Here is a 21,314-nt window from a genome sequence, read left to right as displayed (position 1 = left end):
GATATACGAGGCTTGAATACCGGACTCTAGCTTTTGGGCTAGACAGCCCGATACGGTGCTATCCGTGGATCCGGTCCGGAACCCGTACGCGCCCGGCGCCGGCCAGCGCCCACCCGAGCTGGCCGGACGCGGCCGCGAGCTGGACGCCTTCGACGTCGTCCTGGAGCGGGTGGCCCGCGGGCGCCCGGAACGCAGCCTGGTGCTGACCGGCCTGCGCGGCGTCGGCAAGACCGTCCTGCTCAACACCCTGCGCTCGGCCGCCATCGGGAGGCTCTGGGGCACCGGCAAGATCGAGGCGCGCCCCGACCAGTCGCTGCGCCGCCCCGTCTCGGCTGCCCTGCACATGGCGATCCGCGAGCTCACCCCGCATCACCGCAACCCCGACCGGGTCGACGAGGTGCTCGGCGTGCTCAAGGCGTTCGCCCTGCGCGCCAACGACGCGAACGCCAAGCTCCGCGACCGCTGGACGCCCGGCATCGACGTGCCGCCGGCCCGCGGGCGCGCCGACTCCGGCGACATCGAGATCGACCTCGTCGAGTTGTTCACCGATACCGCCTCGCTGGCCACCGACGTCGGCACAGGCATCGCCCTGTTCATCGACGAGATGCAGGACCTCGGCCCGGCGGACGTGTCCGCGCTCTGCGCCGCCTGCCACGAGCTGTCGCAGCTGGGTGCGCCGCTGATCGTGGTCGGCGCCGGCCTGCCGCACCTGCCGGCGGTGCTGTCCGCGGCGAAGTCCTACTCCGAGCGGCTCTTCCGCTACCAGCGCATCGACCGGCTCGACCGCATCGCGGCGGACCTCGCGCTGTGCGCTCCCGCGGCGCGCGAGGACGTCGAGTACGAGGCGAAGGCGCTCGACCTGCTCTACGAGAAGTCGGGCGGGTATCCGTACTTCGTGCAGGCGTACGGGAAAGCGACCTGGGACCACGCACCCACCTCGCCGGTGACCGCGGAGGACGTGCGGGTCGCCGCCCCGGAGGCCGAGGCCGAGCTGGCCGTGGGATTCTTCGGCTCGCGCTTCGAGCGGGCGACGCCGGCCGAGCGCGAGTACATGCGCGCGATGGCCTCGCTGTCCGGGGAGGCGGACAACGACATGGACGCGGCCGTGCCGACCTCGGAGATCGCGACGGCGCTCGGCCGGCGGCCCGCGAGCCTGTCCCCGGCCCGGGACGCGCTGATCAAGAAGGGCCTGATCTACTCCGGCGAGCGCGGGACGGTCGCCTTCACCGTGCCCCACTTCGGACGCTACCTGCGCACTCAGCCCTAGAAAGCATGCCAGGGGCCGGGGTAGTGCGCCTCGGTGCCGGCCAGGGCCAGCATCTGCCAGGCGTCGCCGAGGCCGGACCAGGGGCTGGTGATTCCGTACGGTGTGGCCGGCACGAACCCGAACCGCCGGTAGTAGGCGGGATCGCCGAGCACGAGCACCAGCCGCTCGCCGGCGTCGGCCGCCCGCCGCAGAACGTCCCGGATGACCGCCGCGCCCAGCCCGCGCCGCTGCTCGGCGGGCAGCACCGCGACCGGGCCGAGGGCGAGTGCCGGGTCCGCGCCGACGGCGATGCGGCTGAGCAGCGCGTGGGCGACGATCCGGCCGTCCTCCTCGGCCACGACCGACAGGGCGGGCAGCCACGCGGCGCTGTCTCGCAGCGCGTCGACCAGCCGCGCCTCGGCGTCCGTCTCGAAGGCCGCGGTCAGCACCGCCCGGATCGCGCTGTCGTCGCCCGGGCGCTCGGCACGGGTTTCACCACCGAACGGAGTCTCCACCGGTCGCACACTACGGACTTTCCACCGGGTGGAGATCGGGCGACGCGGGTATAACGAGGCTATGAAGCCCGTACGTGCCGCAGCCCGCGCCATGCTCGGTGCGATCTTCGTCGTCAGCGGAGCCCGCATCGTCCTCAACCCCGACTCGAAGGTCGCCACCGCGAAGCGGGTGACCGACAAGGTCGGCCCGATGATCGAGAAGCTGGATCCCCGCCTGCCGAGCGACGCGCGATCCCTGGTCAGGCTGAAGGCCGCGAGCGACGTCGCCGCCGGGCTGATGCTGGCCACCGGCCGGATGACCCGGCCGGCCGCCGCGGTCCTCGCCGCCGGGCTGGTGCCGACCACGGTCGCGGGACACTCGTTCTGGACCATGCCGCAGCCCGACCGCGGTCAGCACGAGACGCAGTTCCTCAAGAACCTGGGCCTGCTGGGCGGTCTGCTGCTGGCGGCGGTGGACACCGAGGGCAAGCCGGGCCTGCGGTACCGGACCAGTCACGCGCTCGACCGCTCCCAGCGGTCCGTGAGCCGTGCGGTCGACCGTTCGCAGCGGTCCGCCCGCCGGGCCGTCCGGACCGCGCGGCGCGAGGCGAAGATCGCCGCGGCCTCCGCGGCGGCCGCCCGCAAGCTGCCCATCTGAGGCACGGCCGCCGAATCACCAAATCGGACTTCTCGCCGTTAAGCGGTCATAGCACCGCAGAACAACGGGAGGTCGGGCATGCCCGCGACATCGGCGCGCCCGGCGACCTCTCGCGCCGCCGTGGTCGGGCTCGCCTGCATCGGCATCCTGGCCGCGATCACCACGATCGCCCAACGGTACGGGTTCAGCACCCTCGCCGTGGACCGCGGCGCCGTGGCGAGCTGGCTGGCCGGCGACGGGCTGTACGCGTACCAGGCGGCGGGCAGCCACCTGGGCACCGCCCTCCCGCCACCGGCCGCGCTGCTCGTCGCGCCCGCCGCCGTCCTGCCGCTCGCCGTCGCGGGCTGGTCGCTCGCCCTCGCCCAGGTGGCGGCGCTGGCCCTCGCGCTGATCGTCCTCGCCGGCCCGGTCGCCCGCCGCTACGGCAGCCGGCGCTGGCCGGTGGTGCTCGCCGCGGGAGCGCTGGCCCTGACCGTCGAGCCGGTACGCGCCGCGCTCGGCCTCGGCACCCTGGACCTGCTCGCCTTCGGCCTGGTCACCGCCGACATCGTCGCGCTGCGCCGGGGTGCCTGGGCGCGCCGCCGGGCACGCTGGTGGCCGCGCCGCCCGGCCGCCCCCTCGCCGGCTTCCTGGCCGCGCCGGGTGTGGATCGACGGGAGCTGGGCGGGGGCCGGTACGGGCCTGGCCACGGCGCTGACGGTCAGTCCGGTGTTCTTCGTCGCGTACCTGGCCGTGACCAAGCAGTGGCGTGCGGCGCTGACCGCCGCCGCGACAACGCTGACGGTCGGGGCCGGGGCGCTGCTCGTCGCCCCGCACGAGACGGCCGCCTGGGCCGGCGAGGTGCTGTGGCGCATCGACCGCAGCGGGCCGATCGACGCGCCGGCCAACCAGTCCCTGGCCGGCGTGCTGGCGCGGCTGTACGACTCGGCCACGACGCCGCTGCTGCTGTGGCTGTCGTTCTCGATGCTGCTGGTCGCGGTGGGGCTGATCCGGGCCCGGTCGGCGCACGCGGACGGCGACGAGGTGGCGGCCTTCACCGTGGTGGGGCTGACCGCGGCGATCGCCGGACCGGTGACCGGCACCCAGGAGCTGGTGTGGGTGCTGCCGGCGGTGCTGATCCTCGCCGACGCCGCGGCCCGGCGGCGCGCCTCGGTCCGCCATCGGTTGCCGGGACGCCGGCGGCACGCCGGTGCCGGCCTGGCCACCGCCGCGGTGCTCACCTACCTGCTCGTGGTGCTGGCTCCGATGGGGAACCTGACCGACCCGTTCTCCGGCAATTCGTACGCGCTGGCCCTGATCCTGCTGGTCAACGCCCTGCCGTGGCGGCCGGGCGCGGCACCGGCCGTGCCGGCCGACCCGTGGGTGACCCGGCGCCCGGCGACCATCCCGCCCCCGCGGGAACCCCTCGTCAGGGGCAGTTGACCCATTCCTCGGTGCCGTCGGTGAAGACCTGCCGCTTCCAGATCGGCAGCCGGGCCTTCGCTTCGTCGACGAGCCGGGCACAGGCCGCGAACGCCGCCGCCCGGTGCGCCGTGCTCACGGCCGCCACCAGCGCCACGTCCCCGATGCCCAGGGTGCCCACCCGGTGCGAGACGGCGACCGCGTAGACGTCGGGATCCGCCGCGATCTCCGCTGCCACCTCGCGGATGACCGCGGCCGCGCTGGGGTGGCCCTCGTACTCCAGCAGGGTCACGCCGCGGCCGTGGTCGTGGTCGCGGACGACGCCCTGGAAGGACACGACGGCGCCGGCCCGCGGGTCGGCGACCGCCTTCTCGTGCGCGGCGAGATCGAGCGCGGTCTCGCTGACCTCGGCGATCCGTACGGCGTCGGAACCGGTCATGGGCGCTCCCCGGGAGCCAGCGGAAGGGGCAGGAAGGACACGAGCTCGCCCGCGGCGGCCTGCCGGTCGGGACGCACGACGACGAAGCCGTGTGCCCGGGCGAGACCGCGCAGCATCGCCGAGCCGACGTGCCCGACGGGTGTGGCCCGGCGGCCGTCGGCGTCCAGGGCCGCGAGCGCCAGGTGGGTGTACGCACCCCGCCCCGGCACCGGCGCGGTCAGCTCGACCCGCGGCAGCGCCGGCAGCTCCCGCCCGTGCAGACCGGCGAGGAGCGGCGTCACCAGGGACACGAGCGCGATCACCGCCGACTGGGGGTTGCCCGGCAGCCCGGCGAGGAAGCGGGGCCGGCCGTCGGGGCCGGGCACCCGGGCGAGCAGCATCGGGAAGCCCGGCCGCACCGCGACGGTGTTCACCACGTACTCGGCGCCGAGGGAGGACAGGGCAGGGTGCAGGTGGTCGACGGGACCGTGCATGGTGCCGCCGGTCGTGCACACCACGTCGGCGACGGCGAGCCCCTGCCGGATCGCGTCGACGTGGGCCTCGAGGGTGTCACGCACCGGCCCCTGCACGGCGGCGGGATCCACGACCGCCCCGAGGCGGCGCAACCAGGCGGGAATCAGCGGGGTCAGCGAGTCGCGTACCCGTCCGGCGCCCGGTGGCCCGCTGGTCAGCAGCTCGTCACCGAAGACGAGCAACGCGGCGCGTGGCCGGGGGCGTACCGGAATGGTGTCGTGGCCGCAGGTGGCCGCCATGCCGAGCACCGCGGGGTCGACCGGCGTGCCGGCCGGCAGCAGCTCCTCGCCGCGATGGGCCTCCTCGCCCGGCAGCCGCCACTCGGGCTGCGGGCGCGGCGTGCCGCTCACCCTGCCCTGCGCGTCGCGGGTGGACTCCTCGATCCGCAGCACCGCCTCGGCGCCGCTCGGCACCATGGCCCCCGTGGCGATCTCCATGCACGTGCCGTCCTCGCCCAGCGACGGCGCGGTGTCGCCGGCGAGGATCCGTCCGACCGGACGCCACGGCGCCGGCCCCCGCACGGCCCACCCGTCGATGCTGGAGGTGGGAAAGGCCGGGAGGTCGGTCAGGGCGACCAGCGGCTCGGCGAGCGTGCGGCCGTCGGCCTCGGCCAGCGGCACGATCTCCGCGGGTCCGGCCGCTGCCCGGCCGGCCTCGTAGGCCAGGGTGCGGGCCTTGTCCCAGTCGATCGGCATGCTGTCTGCGCTCACCCGTGCAGCCTATGGTCGCCGCCGCGGATCTGCTCCACGGTGTGGACGAGGATCGGGCCCAGCACCGCGAGCCCGTCGCGGGCCCCACCGGTCGAGCCGGGCAGGTTGACGATCAGCGTGCGGCCGGCCACCCCGGCGAGACCGCGGGAGAGCGCGGCGGCCGGCACCTTGTCCCGGCTGTACGCGCGGACCGCCTCGGCGATGCCCGGCACCTCGAAGTCCAGCAGCGGCCGGGTGGCCTCCGGGGTCCGGTCGGTCGGCGTGACGCCGGTGCCACCGCTGGTCAGCACGACGTCGACCCCGTCGGCGACCGCGCCGCGCAGCGCTTCGGCGACCGGCGGCCCGTCCGGCACGACGACGGGCGGCGAGTCGACCTCGCAGCCGAGGTCGCGCAGGCCGGCGACGAGCAGGGGGCCGCTGGTGTCCTCGTACACGCCGGCGGCGGCCCGGTTGGAGGCGATGATGACGCGGGCGCGGATCACGGACGGTCCTCGGGGCGTACCCAGTCGCCGGTCTTGCCGCCCTCTTTGCGCAGGACGCGGACGGCCTCGATGCTCGCGGCCGGGTCGACGGCCTTGACCATGTCGATCAGGGTGAGGCCGGCGGTCGCCACGGCGGTGAGCGCCTCCATCTCCACACCGGTGCGGTCGGCGGTCTTCGTGGTGGCGACGATGTCCACACCGGACTCCGTGACGGTGAGATCGACGGCGACCCCGTGCAACCCGATCGGGTGACACAGGGGGATGAGGTCGGGTGTCCGCTTAGCGCCCATGATTCCGGCGAGGCGGGCGACGGCGAGCGCATCGCCCTTGGGCAGGCCGTCGCCGCGCAGCAGGGCGACGACTTCCGGGGTCGTGACCAGCCGTCCGGCCGCGACGGCGCGGCGGACGGTCACGGTTTTCCCCGATACGTCGACCATGCGGGCCGCCCCTTGGGCGTCGACATGGGTCAATTTCGCTGCGTTCGTCACATGGGTAGCTTATCGACCGGCAGGTGGTCTTGGAATTCGACGTGCCCGGGCAATGGCGCTTCGTCAGCGATCTCCCACTTTCCGTAGCCATTTCGGATCGCAATCCGTTCTACGCGGTGAATCGAGCCGGGGAGCGCTTTCGAGATTCGGCCGACCGGCCTGCAACGTCGTACATTCATACCTGCTCAACCCGGGGTCCAGGCTTTTCATGCCGTTTGAGGGGCATGACGGCAGGGCATCCGACCACTGCGGAGTGTCATTAACCGGTCACTCATTTGGTACATATCACGCGTTACTCGCATTTCGTGAAACGAGCGACAAATCCTACTTCCATCGTCGGTGTTCTTTTCCTAGTCTCTGGGTCAGAGAACGGAACCCGGATCTGATGGATTTTGTCGTAGGCCGGCTGAGAAAAGGCAGCTCGCCATTCGTGAAAGCGGAGGTGTCACAATGCGCGAACACACCTGGGAGTGACTTCCCCCCGTGAAGGCTCGCTACCGAGCGATGCCAAGGCATTGACAGCCCGTACGGGCAGCGGGGGACCATGGGGACATGGGGCGTCCGCGGTGAACGACGCGAAGACCGGCAAGCAGCTGCGGCTGTATGTCGGTCTAGTCGCGTGTGCGGGTGTCGGCTGCCTGGTCACATCGGTCTCCGACGTCCGGATGGTCCCGCCCGACAAGTTCCTCTTCCTGTCCGCGCTGTCCGTCATCATCGCCGTCGCCAGCGGCTCGATCATCAAGCTGCGGGTCCGGTCGGACATCCGCGCCTTCCCGGCCACCTCCGGATCGATCCTGCTGGCCATCGCCACGGTGCCGCTGCCGTGGGTGGTCATCTGCACCACACTGGGCGTCCTCGCCACCAGAATGCTCGTTCCGGAGCCGATCAAGGTGGTCTTCAACGTCGGTAAGGACGTCATCGCCGCCACTGCCGCCGCCTGGGTCGCGTTCGCCATCGGCATCCGGCCCGCTGCGGACATCGACATCCGGATGCCGTCCGTTCCGCTACTGATCGTGGGTCTCACCGCGGCAGCACTCGCGTACGCCGTCGTCGACGACCTCCTCGGCAGCACGGTGATCTCATTGGCGACCCGTGTCCCCTGGCGGCAGGCGCTGCGCCTGAGTTGGGACGTGGTACTGCGGATCCGCGGCGTCAACATCGTGCTGGCGCTGATCACCGCGCTGGTCGTCGAACGGGAGCAGCTGTTCGTCCTGACCATGGTGCCCACCCTGGTGGCGTTGCAGCTCGCCGCCAAGAACAAGATCCGCCAGCGCGCGGATCAGGAAGCCTGGCAGCGCCTCGCGGCTACCACGGACCGGCTCAACGTCACCGACCTCACCGCAGTCCTGCACGTTGCGGTCACCCTCACGCCGGAGCTGTTCTCCGCGGACGAGGCCGAGATCGAACTGTCCGACGTGGACCCGCCGCGTCTGGTCCGCGGATCCGCCGGACGGCTGCGGTACGAGGGCACGGTGGCTCGCGCACCCGCCCGCGACGGGTTCACCATCGAAGCGGGTATCGACGGTCCCGACGGTCCGACCGGAGTGTTCCGCCTTCGGCTCCCCAAGCCGGTCAAGCTCAACGAGTCCGAGAAGTACAAGCTGCAGACCTTCGCCTCGTCGCTGTCCACCGCGATCGGGAACGCGCGGGCGTACGCGGAGCTCAAGCGGATCAACGCGGAGAACGCGTACGCCGCCACCCACGACCCGCTGACCGGACTCGCCAACCGCCGCAAGCTCCTGGACGAGGCGAACCAGTTCTTCACCCGGCGGACGCCCGACGGGATGTTCGCGATGCTGCTGATCGACCTCAACCACTTCAAAGAGGTCAACGACACCCTCGGGCACGCCGCCGGGGACGAGGTGCTCCGCGAGGTGGCGCACCGGCTGGAGCACGCCGCTCCGACCGGCGACCTGGTGGCCCGGCTCGGCGGCGACGAGTTCGCGGTGCTGCTGGCCGGCCTTCCCGCCCCGGCTGTCGCCACCCGCCGCGCCGCCGACCTGCTCGCAACGCTCGAGCGGACGATCGAGGTCGACGGCATGCAGCTCACGATCGAGGCCGCCGGCGGCATCGCGCTCGCGCCCGGCAGCGGCGGTGTCGACGAGCTGATGCGCCGCGCCGACGTGGCGATGTACGAGGCGAAGCGGACCGGCCGCCGGACCGCGACGTACGCCCACGCCCGCGACACCGCGGACGTCGGGCGGCTGGTGCTGGGCGGCGAGCTCACCCGGGCCGTCACCCGGCGCGAGTTCGTCGTCGACTTCCAGCCGATCGTCGACCTGGCCAGCGGCGAGGTGGTGTCCGCCGAGGCGCTGGCCCGCTGGCACCACCCCGAGCACGGCGATCTGACGCCGATGCAGTTCCTGGAGACCGTCGAGCGCTCGGGGCAGCTCCCCGCGTTCGCCGACGCGGTCCTGGAGGAGTCGCTGACCGCGCTGGGCTCCTGGCGGGAAGCCGGCTTCGACCTGCCCGTCGCCGTCAACGTGTCGCCGCGCAGCCTGCTCGATCCCACCTTCCCGGCCACGGTGCTGGAACGGCTCGCCTCGCACGGCGTACCGGCCGACCGGCTCGTGCTGGAGCTCGCCGAGACGCTGACGCTCAGCCAGCTGGAGGTCGTCGACCGGACCCTGCACGAGCTGCGCGACGCCGGCGTCCGGCTGGCCCTCGACGACTTCGGCACCGGTGTCTCCTCGCTGTCCGTGCTCTCCCGCATCCCCGTGCACCAGCTCAAGATCGATCGCGAGTTCGTGGTGGCGGTGGAGACCTCCACGGAGGCCGCCGCGGTCGTCCGGTCGACCGTCGACCTCGCGCGCAGCCTGCACCTGATCGTGGTGGCCGACGGTGTGGAGAGCGAGCCGCAGCGGCACGCGCTGTGGGAGCTGGGCTGCCTCACCGGGCAGGGACACCTGTTCGCGCGGCCGATGCGGGCCGGCCGGATGCTGTCCACCCTGCAGCGCGGGTCCGGCGGCCGGCCGGGCTTCCTCGCGAGTCCGCTGCACAAGGCCGGTTCGGTGGTCCGCATGGCGCGCCACCGGACCCCGAGATCACCTCTGCCACACTTGCCTGCGTGAGGGTGCTCCGCCGGGTCGACAGCGCCGCCGACGGCCTCGGTGCCGATGTGGCGCTCTACGGGCTCGCCGCGATCTTCGCCCTGGTCACGGCGCTGACCTCGACGCTGCTGCCGCACCGGGCCTGGGGCGGCATCGCGGCGTGGGGCTACCTGGCCGCCTTCCTCGTGGCCGGGATGCAGCTGGTCCTGCGGCGGCCCGCGCTCCGGATGTCGCTGACCTGGGCGGTGTGGGGCGGCGTGGCCCTCCTCCCGCTGGTGGTGCAGGCCGCACAGCGGGCGGCGGGGCGCACCGACCGGGCCCAGGAGGAGGTCCTCGTCGTCGAGCACATGGGGGAGCGGCTGGCCCACACCGGGACGCCGTACCTCGGGCCCGAGGCGATCAGCGCGTTGCCGCCGGGGGAGCAGCTGCTCGGCTATGCCCCGTACCAGCCGGGAATGGCCCTGTTCGGCCTGCCTCGCGCCGCCTTCGGCGACATCTGGTGGACGGACGCGCGGATCTGGTTTGCGCTGGTCACCGCGGCCGCGCTGGTCACGGCCGTGCGCCTGCTGCGGTCTTCACCGGTACGCGCGGTGCAGTTCGCGACGGTCCTCCCGATCTGCGCGCTGACCCTCGCCACCGGCGGCGACGACCTGCCCGTGCTGGCGTTGTCCCTGCTCGCGCTGGCGTGCTGCGCGACCGACCACTACCGGGCCGCCGGCATCGCCGTGGGCGCCGCCGCCGCGCTGAAGCTCTTCGCGCTGCCAGTCCTTGCCGTGCTGCTGGTGCTCGCCTTCACCACCGGCAACCTGCGCCGCCTCCTGCCGGGCGCGCTCGGCCTGCCCCTGCTCACCCTGCTGCCGGCTCTGCTGGTCGACGGGAACGCCCTCGTCGAGAACGTCGTCCGCTTCCCGCTCGGCCACGGTCTCGTGACCAGCCCGGCGCAGTCGCCCTTCCCCGGCTACCTGATCTCCCAGGCGCTGCCGGGCGGGCGCTACGTCGCGGCCGCGCTGCTGGCCGCGGCGGCCCTGACGATCGCCGTCCTGCTCGTCCGCCGTCCGCCGGTCACCGCGGCCACGGCGGCACTGTTCTGCGGGTACGGGCTCCTCGCCGCGATCCTCCTGATGCCGACGACCCGCTTCGGCTACCTGCTCTACCCGCTGGCGTTCCTCGTGTGGTCGCCGGCCCTCATCTTCAGCAGACGCACAGGAACAACGGCACCACGCGGTGACACGGCCTTGTACCGTTTGTGAGATGCAGATGACCTGTCCCAAGTGTCACGGCGAGATGCGGGTCTACGAGCGCAGCGGCGTCACCGTCGACCAGTGCACCGAGTGCCGCGGCATCTTCCTCGACCGCGGTGAGCTGGAGAAGCTCTTCGAGGCCGAGGCCAACTGGAACAGCCGCCAGGCACAGGCCGGCACGCCGCCGCGCCCTGCCCAGGCGCCGCCCGCACCCGCCCCGGGCGGTTACGCACCACCGCCGCCCCCACCGGCCCACGGTGGTGGCTACGCGGCCCCGCCGCCTCCGGCCTACGGGCAGCCCGCCTACCCGCCCGCCGCGCCGGCGTACGGTCACGGCCCCCAGTACGGCCACGGCGGCTACCACGGCCACTACCGGCACGGCGGCCACGGCTACCACGGTCACTACCGGCGCCGGAAGAGCTTCCTCAACGAGCTCTTCGACTAAGTTGAGCCTGGCAGCCGCCTACCCGGGCATCACGGCCGTGGTCGCCGAGCTGGGCGACGCGGACCTGCTGCTGCCGACGGGCTGCCGCGGCTGGACGGTCGCCGACCTGCTGCTCCACGTCACCCTCGACGCGCAGCGGGCGCTGGTCGCGCTGCACACACCCGCCGAAGGGCCGCCCGACGTCGACTTCGTCTCGTACTGGCGAGATTTCCCGAGCGGTGACGACGCCGACGCCGCGGCGGCCCACGGGCAGTGGGTCCGCCGCGCCGCCTCGGCGTTCGAACGGCCGTCGGGTGTCGTGAGGCTGTGGACCGAGACCGCCGGCGCGGCCGTCCACGCGGCGAGCACCGCCGACCCGGCGGCTTTCGTCAGCACGCAGGGCCACGTCCTGGCGGTGCCGGACTTCGTGGCGACGCTGGTCACCGAGGCGGTCGTCCACCACCTCGACCTGATCGTGCACCTGCGGGACGCCGCCGGGCCGTCGGAGGAAGCGGTGGGAGTCGCCCTGTCCACCATGGAGGGCCTCGCCGGTCCTCTCCCGGCGCGATGGTCCACGGCCGAAGCCCTGCGCAAGAGCACCGGACGCGAAGAGCTCACCGCCGCGGACCGGCAGGTGCTGGGCGAGCGCGCCGGGCGGTTCCCCGTGCTCGGCTGACGGCCGCTACCAGGTGCCGTCGTCGCGTACCCGTTCCGCCGGCCCCTCGCCGGTGAGCAGGCTGAGCAGACCCTCGTCGAGGCTCGCGCCGAGATACCACTCGCCGCCCTGGTCCAGAGCGAACAGCCGCCCGCGCTCGTCGATCGCCACGATGGCGTCACCCTTCGCCTCGACCCCGAGCGGGAACAGCGGCACCCCGATCACCTCGCCGAACTCTCCCAGCACATCCGCGGTGTGCGCGGCCGCCGCCGGCTCGAGCGACAGCCACCGCACCTGCCGCTGCACACCCGGCATGCGCAGGCCGCAGAAGAGCCCGGGAAAGTCCATGATCGCCGCGCGCGCCGCGGGAAACAGCCGGTGCCGGTAGCGCCGGCCCGGAACGGAGACGACATCGTCGATGATCCCGTCGGCGAGCGCCTCCGCCACCATCCGATGCGTCGGTCGCCAGCCGGCGTCCGCGAGCGCGCCCGCCACGACGTCCGGGAAGCGCCCCGGCTGCGCCACATTCTCCGAGTACGGCCGGAACGGCTCGACGAACGCCAGGTGCGACCACGGCAGAAGCGCGAAGTCCACCAGAGTGACCAGGCATGACTCGCACGGCCGCGCCTGCGTCCCGGCCAGCGGATCACCCTTCTCCCGGATCAGGTACGCCTCGAAGTCGGCACCCCGCAACCAGGCCCGCGCCTCGTCGAGCGTCAACGGGACCTCACGCCCGCGATCGGCCTCGTGCAGCACATCCGACAGCACGATCAGCTCGGCGTGGCGCTCGGTGCCGCGTACCCGGGAACCCGGATCCATGGCGGCCAGCTGGCGCGCGACCAGCGGATGGTGGTCGATGCGCTGATCGCCCTTCGCGCCGCGAGCGATGAAGAGGCGTCCGTCCACAGTGAGGTGTGCGGCGGTGGTGGGCGACGGCCGGCGACGGGCGTTACGTCGCAGCTCCACCTCGGGATCGACGGTCCGCCGCCGGGCGGCCACCTCGGGCTGCTGACGGCGGTAGAGCTCGGCGACGACCGCGACGGGCACCCCCGGGAACGTCGACAACGCGCCGGTCTCACGGTCGATCACGGTCCGCACGCCGTCACCGGGAATCGGCAGCACGGTCGGCGGCTGCTTCGTCCACACCACGAAGCCGAGGTCGAACTCGCTCACCATCGGCGTGCACTCGTACCCTCGGCGCTCGGACTCGCTGCGCGCCCAGCCGGCGGCGATCTCCTCGGCCTCCGCCAGCGTGATCATCCGGCCTCCTCGTGTGCCATCCATGTGCGGGGTGAAGTTACCGGACCACACCGCGTTGCGTCGCCCGGTAGGGTCAATCTCCGTCGATGGATGCGGAAAGGGGGAGACCGTGGCCGAGACCGCGGACCGCGACGCCAACCACGCCCTGCGGGCGCGCTTCGACGACGTGTACGGCCGCTACCAGCGCCTGCGGTCCGATCTGGACGGCATCCAGCGCCGCCTCGCCGGCCTGCGGGTCAGCGTCGACTCCGAGGACGGGCTGGTCCGCGCCACCGTCGGCGCCCGCGGCCAGCTCCTCGACCTGAGCCTCGACCGCCGCATCTACCGCGACATGGACGCCGCCGAACTGAGCCGCACCATCGTGACGACCACCGCCCGAGCCGCGGCCCGCGCCGCCGCCGAGGTGCAACACCTCATGGCGGGCTACCTGCCCGCCGACTCGGGCCCGATGCGGTTCCTGCGCGACGACGACCTCGGCTCGCTGCTGCACCGCCAGGACGAGCTCATGCGCGAGACGGACCCCGGCCATGAGTGAGCTGTGGCTCGACCCCGACCGGGCCGCCGACGGCGGGCGAGACCTGGCCGCGGCCGGCCGCCATCTCGGAGAGCTGCGCACCAGCGCCGGCGCGGACGTGGCGGCACAGAGCGGCGCCCGCCCCTGGGGCACCGACGACATCGGCCAGGCCTTCGACCGCAACTACCGCCCGATCGAACAGCAGGTCCTGCAAGCCTGGGAAAGGCTCGGCGGCTACGTCGAAGGCCTCGGCGACGCGGTGGTCCAAGCCGTCCGCGAGGCCACGCAGACAGACCACAACGCATCGGTACGCGTGGAGCACACATACAGGAAACGGTCGTGACGGTCCTCCCCAGCCCGATCCCGCACCCGCTGGACTACTGCCCGTTCGACGTGCCCGGCTGGGCGTACGAGGCGCTCGAGTGGGTGGTCGGCTTCGACTGGCCGGAAGGAAACGAGAAAGCCACCTGGGACGTCGCCGACCGCTGGTACGCAATCGCCGGCAGCCTCACCACCCCCCGCGACGAGGCGTTCGACGCGGCAAGCCGGGTGATCGCCGGCTACGGCGGCGCAGGGGTGACGGCGGAAGCCTTCATCGGCGCCTGGGACCGGGTCGCCGTCGAGGACCGCGCCCCCCTGATCTCCCTGCTGGAGATCGCCGACGAGCTGGGCAGGCTGGTCGAGGAATGCGGCTGCGACATCGAAGGCGCGAAACTCGAGGCCTGGATCGAGATCGGCCTGTTCCTCATCGAGCTCATCGGCATGGCGGTCGCCGTGGCCCTCACCCTGGGCGCGGCATCCCCGGCGGCGGGCGGCCTGATCGCCGCCACCCGCCTGGCCATCCAGCAGATCTTCAAGCGCCTCGCCGACCAGCTCGGCCGCAAAGCGATCAAGAAGACCCTCAAGGAAGCGGGCGACCGCGCGGCGAAACAGCTGACCACCCGCGAAGGCCTCAAACACCTCGGCCGCGAAGCGCTCGCCGAAGGCCTCGACGAGATGCGCGAGGAGGCGGCGACCAACGCCGGCATCCAGCTCCACCAGAACTCGACCGGACGCGCGGACGGCCTGGACTGGAAAGACCTGGGAACGTCGGCGGCGGGCGGCTTCGCCGGAGGCTTCGCGGCGTCGGGGGCGGGGGTCGGGGCGGGCTCGCGCACGGGCATGGTCCGGGGGATGGGCGCGGAGGTGCTCGGGGAGTACGGCGGAGCGGCGGTCAGCGGGGATCTTCCGGATCTGGAAGGGGTGGCGAAGGCGGCGAGCTCCGGGGCTTCCGGCGCGGCGTTGGATGCTACGAGGTCGGGGGTGGAGGAGTCGCTGGCTGGGGGGTTGGAGGTTCCTGAGCTGACGGGGGATCCGCTCGATGTGGGGGAGGAGGCCGGAGCTCCGTGGGGGACCGAACCCGCCGCCGCATCATCGCCGGACGCCACGTCGTCTGTTCCCTCGCCATCGTCGCCGTCGACCTCTCCGCCCTCGATCCCTTCTCCTTCGCCGTCGACCGCTTCTTCTGCCCTTTCGCCGCTTTCCGGGTCATCGTGGGAGCCTGACGCCACCGTGTCGGGCGACCACACCGCGCTAGGCCACGCACATCCGGCGAATGACTCGGCCGCTGTTACCTCGCCGGCGGGTGGGTCACCGGTGCTGGCCCGGGAAACCGGCGCGCTGTCGACTGGGACCGTCCCGCATCAGGGCCTTGCGCGGGACACCGGAGTTGCACCTCCTTTCGACTCCGGCGACACCACCGTGGACTCGTCCGGGCCACGGGACACCATGCACACCGCACCATCTGCGTCTCGTGACAGTTCAGCGTCTGGGCGGGACGCCGCTCCTCCTTCGGGCCCTGGGTCGGCTCGGGAAGCGGTGGGGCAATCCCAGGCGTCGGTCGACTCCGGAAAGTCCGGCAGACCGGTGGGTGTCGCGCCCATGGGGCCCGGCGGCTCCATCAACCCGGGCAGCCCTGCCAACTTGGGCGGGCCGGCTAACCCGGCCACCCCCGCTAACACGGCAGGCCCCGCCAACCTGGTCAACCCGCCCACGCCGACCAACCCGGGTACCGCCACCAACCCGACCACCCCCGCGAACCGGACCATCCCGACCGCCCCCGCCACCCCGGCTACCCCCGTCACCCCGGCAGGCCAGGCCAACCCGGCGACCCCCGCCAACCCAGCTACCCCCGCCAACCCGGGGACCCCCATCAACCCGGCCACGCCCACCAACCCCGCCAGTCCCGGCCACTCCTCTGCGGGAACGGGTCGCGACGAGCGGCCGGGGGCGCTCAACGGGGCTGTGCCCGTACCGTTGTTTCTGGCGGCGGCCGATCCTGGCGTGACCGCCGGGGAGTCGCCGGAGGCGGCGCGGTATTTCGAGTTCTCGTGGCGGCAGCGGGCCGCTTATGCCGAGTTCCGGCGGCAGGACCGGATCGATGCGCTGCAGCAGAAGGCCGAGAGCTCCCGGCGGCGGGCCCGGCTGGCGCGCCGGTCCGCGCGGATCGCGAAGTACCTGCGGCGTGATCCCGGACTGGGACAGTTCCTCGACGCCGACGCGGCTGCCGCGACGCAGGCCGCCGCCCGGGCCGAGGCGCAGCTCAGCGATCTGCGGGACCCGGCCAAGACGGCCGGTAGCGAGACGGTCACGACGGTCGAGCCGCAGGACTGGCATCGCGCCAACCGGGACAGCGGGCGGCTCGCGCCGGGCGGCGTGTCGCTGGAGGACCGGTCCGCGCTCACGGGAAGCGATCATCCGCCGCCGATCAACCGGACGCGCCGCTACGGGCATCGGATGGGCCTGCGCACGCCGCTCGCCCGGCACCAGCTCGATCTCGAGAACGCCGTGCCGCGTGACGCTGCCGGGCACCCGGTGCGGGCGGCGGACCCGCGTACCCCGTACTTCCGGCTGGTCAACGACGGCGGCCCGGCGGCCGACCCGACCCGCGCGATCAACTGCCAGGACTGCGTGCTGTCCTTTTTCGACACGTACGTCCATGGGCGGCCGCGCGTCTCGGCCCCGCGCACGTTCGACGCCTACCGGGACGGGGATCCGCAGCGACCCCAGTACGGCGAGGAGCTGGGCTCCGAACGGGTGGAACACGCCACGGGCGGCCGTCTGCAGTCGCTCTGCCCGCCCGTCGCCGCGGATGATCCGGTTTCGGCGCGCCGGCAGGTGGACCAGGCGCTCGGTGCGGTGTCCGCACAGCTGCTGGCCGGCGGACACGGGTCGTTCGCGTTCCTGGTCGGCGCCTGGGAGGGCGGCGCGGCGCACGCCTGGGCCGCGGTCAACCAGAACGGCGAGATCCTGTTCCTCGACCCGCAGTCGGGCCTGATCGCCCCGCCGGGCACCGCCCTGTACGGCCACCACGGCACCCCGCACCCGGGCAACGTGATCGCGCTCGACGCCCTGGTGGTGAACGGCCGCGGTAACCCGATGCCGTTCCCGGACCAGCCGGACGGACTGTGGCACCCCCAGCGCCCCACGCTGTCGTCTCCGCAATGGGCACACGAGGGTCCGGACCCCGCGCCGCCGCCCGAGCCGGAGCCCGCTCCCGCCCCGCCACCCGAACCGCCACCGACCCCTCCCTGGCCGCGCGTACCGGCACCGCGCCACCCCATCGACGAAGCCCGCTCTTCCCCCGACCGCGACCTGATCGCCGAGGCGTTCGAACCTTTCACACCGACACCGTCCACCCACCGTCGCGCATCTCCACCCCCGGACGACGACGCCGAACGCCGCAACCACCGCGACTTCATCACCCACATCCGCGCCGCCCACGAACAGAACCGCCGCGACGACCACGCCGCCTACCTGATCAGCCTCGCCGAAACGCAACGCGCCACCATCCACGACCTGCAGACCCGGGCCGACACCGCAGACCGCGAGGGCATCACCGTGCGAGCCGACCAGCTCCGCGCCGACGCCCGCCGCACCTGGCAGGACGTGCAAGACCTCGAGACCCAAGTTGATTCGGTACGCACGGGAGCAACCGCACCGCCCCGCACCGACATCGACCCGCCGGACTGGGCACGCCTGAACGACGACATCGGCACCCCGGCCCACGCCGGCATAGAAACCGGCGACCAGTCAGCACTCACCGGCGACGACGATCCGCCCCCCATCGACCGCACCCGCCCGTACGGGAAACGCGGTGGCCTCCGCCCGCCTCTCGCCGTACACCAGAAAGACCTGGAGCGGGCAATGCCGCGACAGGCGGACGGCCGGATCCAACGCCTGGCCGACCCCCGAGCGGGCACCTGGTTCGCCCTGGCCAACGACGGCGGCCCAGCAGCCGACCCCACCCGATCCATCAACTGCGTCGACGGCGTCCTCTCCCTGTTCGAAACGTACGTCCACGGCCGCCCCCGAGTTTCGGCCCCAAGAACCTTCGACGCGTACGCAGAAGGCGACCCGACCCGCCCCCTCGGCGCCGAAGAAGCCGGCCTGTCCCGCATCGAACAAACGGTCGCCGGCGAATTCCAAGGCCTCTGCCCGTACGTCGGCGCAATGCCCCCGGACCAGGCAAAATCCGCGGTCGACAAGGCCATGACCAACCTGCACAACCACCTCTACAACGCAGGCCACGGAGCATTCGCCTTCATCGTGACGGAGTCGGAACAAGGCACGGCCCACGCCTGGACAGCCGTCAACCAGAACGGCACCGTGCTGTTCCTCGACCCCCAAACAGGCCGAATCTCAGAGACCACCCCGCTCTACGGGCACGGCGGAAGCCCAAGCCCGGACAACATCGTCTCGATGGACGCCCTGGTCGTCGACAACACAGGACGCCCGGCGCCGCTGCCATACCACCAAGCAGGCTTGTGGAGCCGGTCCAACCTCGAACCCACGGGCGCCGCCAACGAACCGTCGGAGACGCTTTCCGATCCGCTCACCGCAGCACAAGTGGCCGAACAGAAGCTCTTCGCGAGCCTGACGTCGGAACAGCGGACCGCGTTGGAGGCCTCGACCCGCGAGGCCCAGCGAGTGGCGGACCTCGAACTGACGGCGATGCGATCCCTCGCCGCCGCAGTAGACGGCAAGGTCGAGGACGAGAAATACCGGGTCAAGTCTTTGCCCTCGTTGGCCCGCAAGTTCACGCAGCGGCAAGCCCGCAAGGCCACGACCGTCGACAGATTCCTCGAAGAAGCGAACGATCGCGTCCGGTTCTCGGTGAAGTTGCCCGAGTCCGGCTACGGCGAGCGCCTCAACAAGGCGATCACGCTGCTGAAGTCCGAGGGTTACGAGGTCCTGGAGGCTGCAAGCTTCTGGGGCGACGGAAGAGGGCGCCACAACGGGCTGAACCTAACCGTGAAGAACCCCGCCGGCTTCCGGATGGAACTCCAGTTCCCCACCGAAAGATCGCGCGACGTCGGCAAGCAGACCCACGACCTCTACGAGATCGTGCGCCTGGCCTCGAAGGACATCACGGAGATCGAGCAGGTCGAAGCATTCCTGGGCATCCTCGCCATCAACAAGCTGCACGACATGCCCGCCCACCAGCCGAGCGACATCACGATCGCCGACCTCGTCCCGGTCGACACCTCGCTGGCACGTTGGGTGAGACACGACCCAGGCCAGAAGGCGTGGATCGCATACCGTACGGCCGTAGCGTCAGAAGGAATGACGCTGCACGAGGCACTCGAGCAGTGGGGACTGGTGCCAGAGGACGCACCGGGCATAGAAGGGTGGGAAGCGGCCGATGAGCGAGCCGACCTTCGACTACCAGGCGTTCCTCGACGAACCGGGATCGAGCAAGGTGACGAGCCTGATCGCGTATCGCCGCCAAGCGAGACCCCTCCAAGCGGTGATATGGCACGCCTCGAGGAAACAATGGATCTACGCCCCCGCGCTGGCGGCTGGACTCCTGTTCGACGATTCATCCGCGAACGAGTCCATGGCAGTCGACCGGCCGACAGCGGAGCAGATGGCTCGCCAGCACCTCCACACGAACCTGCCGACGACGCAGGAGCTGGAAGCGATGTGCGCGGAGGGCGAGAGGATGGGCTGGGACTACGGACCACCCCCGGAGTAGCGCCGGACGACAATAATCGCTTCGATCCGGAGGGAGTGGAACGTCGACTTCTCGATTCGCTCAGCAACGCTGATCGCACCGTCATCATCGCCGCTGTCGCGGAGGCTCGTGAGGCGGCCAGTCGTATCTCCGCCGGCCTGCACCAAGCGGTGGTCGCCCTTCGTTCAGGCCGCTGGTCCGAGCCACCCCAGATCGTCGGCGAGGAACATCGCGTCAAGACCGAGCATTCGCTCGCTCGGGCCTTCGCCATCGAGGCCGAGTTCGAAGACCTGGATGTGCATGCCTTTGTGGCGGATACCAAGGACCGCGTTCGGTTCTCGATCCAGGTGTCCGAGCAGGAGTACGTTGCCGCGGTGGAAGCCTCGCTCGAGGAGCTCCGAACGGCCGGTTACACGCCGGGCAAGATAGTCAACTTCTGGAATGCCGAAGGTCGCCATAACGGCCTGAACGTGACGATGACCGATCCCACAGGTTTCACGTTCGAGCTGCAGTTTCCGACTGCGCTGTCCCGCTCGGTTTCCATCTCGACACATAAGGCGTACGAGACCCTGCGGCTCAGACGAGCACCGGCGGTGCGGCGGGTTCGAGCACTGCTGGAGATGGTCGGGGCCACTCGTGCTGCTCGAATGGCAGAACACCAGCCGGATGACCTCGAACGCCTGCCGATCACGAAGACCGTCGACACGACCATCCGAGGCTCGATGGCGAAGGAACCGGCGATGTGGCGCGAGTACGCTCGCCACCTGGAGCGGTCGGGCAGGTCGATCGACGAGGAACTCGCGCACTATGGACTGACCCGAGCTGATGTACCCGGCACGACCAGGACGGATGGCGAAGATGACCAACAGGCCGTTCGACTATCAGACGGTCCTGAAGTCGGATATGTCCGGAGCGATCACGAGCTTGATCGCTTACCAGGTCCTAGCGGAGAGCCCGTTCCAGGCCGTGATCTGGAGCGTTCCGAGGAAGGCGTGGATCTACGCTCCCGGTCTGGCGGTGCCGATGCTCTACGACGACAAGTACCAGGGCAGAACTCAGCCGGTCGATCGGCAGACGGCGGAGCAGATCGCGCGGGACGTTCTGCAGACGGAGTTGCCGAGCGAGGAGACCCTTCTCAAGATGTGCGAGGAGGGCGACCGGATGGGCTGGGAGTTCGGCCCTCCTCGTCAATAGACCCTGGTTCCACCGCCACCAATGTCCGGCTCGGACAGACGCTCAGCCCGCTCGGTTCGGACTTCGCGCCAGGTGCTCACTACCTGGACCTTCTCGAGTGCGAGCACCAACGCCGGCAGGCCGAGCGGCTCGGGGATTCGTACGATGTGCGGGCTCTTGGGCCTGGTGTCGGACCGGATGTCATCGTTCGGTCCGACGGAACCGATGCCGGATCGTACGGTGTTCTTCAATGGCTGGATCCGAACGATCCCGCTACCCAGGGCGAATCTGACTTCTCGCGGCGGGTGGAGCAGCGGCTGCGGCAGCCGTTCGGGACGGATTCCCGGGTCGCTGTGGTTGTCGTTGACGGGCGGGACGTCGGGCTCACGATCGACGGGGCTGTGCGGGGCATGCGACAGGTCTTGCGGTTCTGGCGGCAGCAGGGATGGGACACCCGGCCGGAGCAGCGCTTGATCGTCTTTACCGGTGATGACGGTTCCGTCGTCTGGCGGGGCGACACGGGGACGATCAGTGTCAGCTTGTGAGCAGCCCTTCGTCGCTGCCGGCGGCC

General features: G+C 71.6%; 16 protein-coding genes. 10 read left to right on the top strand and 6 right to left on the bottom strand.

Annotation, left to right across the window (positions count from 1 at the left end; genetic code table 11):
• Nucleotides 1-64 precede the first annotated feature (64 nt).
• The gene (locus AB0J80_RS23265; protein WP_364708332.1) at nucleotides 65-1,267 is read left to right on the top strand and encodes an ATP-binding protein; all 1,203 of its coding nucleotides are present in this window, start codon (nucleotides 65-67) and stop codon (nucleotides 1,265-1,267) included.
• Here AB0J80_RS23265 and AB0J80_RS23260 read toward each other — a convergent pair.
• A complete protein-coding gene (locus AB0J80_RS23260; RefSeq protein ID WP_364708785.1) occupies nucleotides 1,264-1,704 on the bottom strand; it encodes an N-acetyltransferase in 441 nt (146 codons plus the stop codon). The genes AB0J80_RS23265 and AB0J80_RS23260 overlap by 4 nt on opposite strands.
• 118 nt (nucleotides 1,705-1,822) lie before the next feature.
• Between AB0J80_RS23260 and AB0J80_RS23255 the strand changes: the two genes are divergently transcribed.
• Nucleotides 1,823-2,398: a DoxX family protein gene (locus AB0J80_RS23255; protein ID WP_364708329.1), complete on the top strand. Its 576-nt coding sequence runs from the start codon at nucleotides 1,823-1,825 to the stop codon at nucleotides 2,396-2,398.
• A gap of 78 nt (nucleotides 2,399-2,476) precedes the next feature.
• Entirely contained in the window at nucleotides 2,477-3,820 is a 1,344-nt protein-coding gene (locus tag AB0J80_RS23250; protein ID WP_364708327.1) for a glycosyltransferase 87 family protein, read from the top strand.
• Here the strand turns inward: AB0J80_RS23250 and AB0J80_RS23245 are convergent.
• The 4 genes from AB0J80_RS23245 to moaC are packed head-to-tail and all read right to left on the bottom strand — an operon-like array spanning nucleotide 3,807 to nucleotide 6,431.
• Nucleotides 3,807-4,238 carry a molybdenum cofactor biosynthesis protein MoaE gene (locus AB0J80_RS23245; RefSeq protein WP_364708326.1) on the bottom strand — a complete coding sequence of 144 codons (432 nt, stop codon included), beginning with the start codon at nucleotides 4,236-4,238 and terminating at the stop codon, nucleotides 3,807-3,809. The two genes, AB0J80_RS23250 and AB0J80_RS23245, sit on opposite strands and share 14 nt — an antisense overlap.
• A complete protein-coding gene (locus AB0J80_RS23240; protein WP_364708782.1) occupies nucleotides 4,235-5,446 on the bottom strand; it encodes a molybdopterin molybdotransferase MoeA in 1,212 nt (403 codons plus the stop codon). The genes AB0J80_RS23245 and AB0J80_RS23240 overlap by 4 nt, the downstream gene beginning before the upstream one ends.
• Before the next feature lie 11 nt (nucleotides 5,447-5,457).
• Nucleotides 5,458-5,943 (bottom strand): molybdenum cofactor synthesis domain-containing protein, encoded by a 486-nt coding sequence (locus AB0J80_RS23235; protein ID WP_364708323.1) that lies wholly within the window; start codon nucleotides 5,941-5,943, stop codon nucleotides 5,458-5,460.
• Nucleotides 5,940-6,431: a cyclic pyranopterin monophosphate synthase MoaC gene (moaC, locus tag AB0J80_RS23230; protein ID WP_364708321.1), complete on the bottom strand. Its 492-nt coding sequence runs from the start codon at nucleotides 6,429-6,431 to the stop codon at nucleotides 5,940-5,942. The genes AB0J80_RS23235 and moaC overlap by 4 nt, the downstream gene beginning before the upstream one ends.
• Before the next feature lie 566 nt (nucleotides 6,432-6,997).
• On the opposite strand from moaC, the gene AB0J80_RS23225 reads away from it, so the two are divergent.
• The 4 genes from AB0J80_RS23225 to AB0J80_RS23210 are packed head-to-tail and all read left to right on the top strand — an operon-like array spanning nucleotide 6,998 to nucleotide 11,822.
• Nucleotides 6,998-9,502: a bifunctional diguanylate cyclase/phosphodiesterase gene (locus AB0J80_RS23225; RefSeq protein WP_364708319.1), complete on the top strand. Its 2,505-nt coding sequence runs from the start codon at nucleotides 6,998-7,000 to the stop codon at nucleotides 9,500-9,502.
• Nucleotides 9,499-10,731, top strand: a complete 1,233-nt coding sequence (locus AB0J80_RS23220) for a glycosyltransferase 87 family protein (RefSeq protein ID WP_364708316.1) — start codon at nucleotides 9,499-9,501, stop codon at nucleotides 10,729-10,731. The genes AB0J80_RS23225 and AB0J80_RS23220 overlap by 4 nt, the downstream gene beginning before the upstream one ends.
• 1 nt (nucleotide 10,732) lies before the next feature.
• Nucleotides 10,733-11,167, top strand: a complete 435-nt coding sequence (locus AB0J80_RS23215; RefSeq protein ID WP_364708315.1) for a zf-TFIIB domain-containing protein — start codon at nucleotides 10,733-10,735, stop codon at nucleotides 11,165-11,167.
• Between the two features lies 1 nt (nucleotide 11,168).
• On the top strand, nucleotides 11,169-11,822 hold the full coding sequence (locus tag AB0J80_RS23210) for a maleylpyruvate isomerase N-terminal domain-containing protein (RefSeq protein ID WP_364708312.1): 654 nt from the start codon (nucleotides 11,169-11,171) through the stop codon (nucleotides 11,820-11,822).
• A 6-nt stretch (nucleotides 11,823-11,828) separates the two neighbouring features.
• On the opposite strand, the gene AB0J80_RS23205 is transcribed toward AB0J80_RS23210, so the two are convergent.
• Nucleotides 11,829-13,061: an SUKH-3 domain-containing protein gene (locus AB0J80_RS23205; RefSeq protein WP_364708310.1), complete on the bottom strand. Its 1,233-nt coding sequence runs from the start codon at nucleotides 13,059-13,061 to the stop codon at nucleotides 11,829-11,831.
• Nucleotides 13,062-13,170: 109 nt separating this feature from the next.
• Here AB0J80_RS23205 and AB0J80_RS23200 point away from each other — a divergent pair, with 109 nt between their 5' ends.
• From AB0J80_RS23200 to AB0J80_RS23190, 3 genes are read left to right on the top strand one after another with little or no spacing between them, the layout of a single operon-like run.
• Nucleotides 13,171-13,596 (top strand): YbaB/EbfC family nucleoid-associated protein, encoded by a 426-nt coding sequence (locus AB0J80_RS23200; protein WP_364708308.1) that lies wholly within the window; start codon nucleotides 13,171-13,173, stop codon nucleotides 13,594-13,596.
• Nucleotides 13,589-13,918 carry a hypothetical protein gene (locus AB0J80_RS23195; protein WP_364708306.1) on the top strand — a complete coding sequence of 110 codons (330 nt, stop codon included), beginning with the start codon at nucleotides 13,589-13,591 and terminating at the stop codon, nucleotides 13,916-13,918. The genes AB0J80_RS23200 and AB0J80_RS23195 overlap by 8 nt, the downstream gene beginning before the upstream one ends.
• Entirely contained in the window at nucleotides 13,915-21,288 is a 7,374-nt protein-coding gene (locus AB0J80_RS23190; protein WP_364708303.1) for a toxin glutamine deamidase domain-containing protein, read from the top strand. Before AB0J80_RS23195 ends, AB0J80_RS23190 begins: the two co-directional genes overlap by 4 nt.
• Nucleotides 21,289-21,314: the final 26 nt, after the last annotated feature.

Origin of the sequence: Actinoplanes sp. NPDC049548, assembly GCF_040676695.1 — a bacterium.
Lineage (GTDB): Bacteria > Actinomycetota > Actinomycetes > Mycobacteriales > Micromonosporaceae > Actinoplanes.
Note: the sequence above shows the minus strand (reverse complement) of the source record. Positions and strands in the feature narration are given on the sequence as shown.

Excerpts from the sequence above, each read along its gene's own strand:
- AB0J80_RS23255 (WP_364708329.1), top strand. The coding sequence starts at position 1,823 with ATGAAGCCCGTACGTGCCGCAGCCCGCGCCATGCTCGGTGCGATCTTC.
- AB0J80_RS23250 (WP_364708327.1), top strand. The coding sequence starts at position 2,477 with ATGCCCGCGACATCGGCGCGCCCGGCGACCTCTCGCGCCGCCGTGGTC.
- AB0J80_RS23245 (WP_364708326.1), bottom strand. The coding sequence starts at position 4,238 with ATGACCGGTTCCGACGCCGTACGGATCGCCGAGGTCAGCGAGACCGCG.
- AB0J80_RS23240 (WP_364708782.1), bottom strand. The coding sequence starts at position 5,446 with ATGCCGATCGACTGGGACAAGGCCCGCACCCTGGCCTACGAGGCCGGC.
- AB0J80_RS23215 (WP_364708315.1), top strand. The coding sequence starts at position 10,733 with ATGCAGATGACCTGTCCCAAGTGTCACGGCGAGATGCGGGTCTACGAG.
- AB0J80_RS23205 (WP_364708310.1), bottom strand. The coding sequence starts at position 13,061 with ATGATCACGCTGGCGGAGGCCGAGGAGATCGCCGCCGGCTGGGCGCGC.
- AB0J80_RS23195 (WP_364708306.1), top strand. The coding sequence starts at position 13,589 with ATGAGTGAGCTGTGGCTCGACCCCGACCGGGCCGCCGACGGCGGGCGA.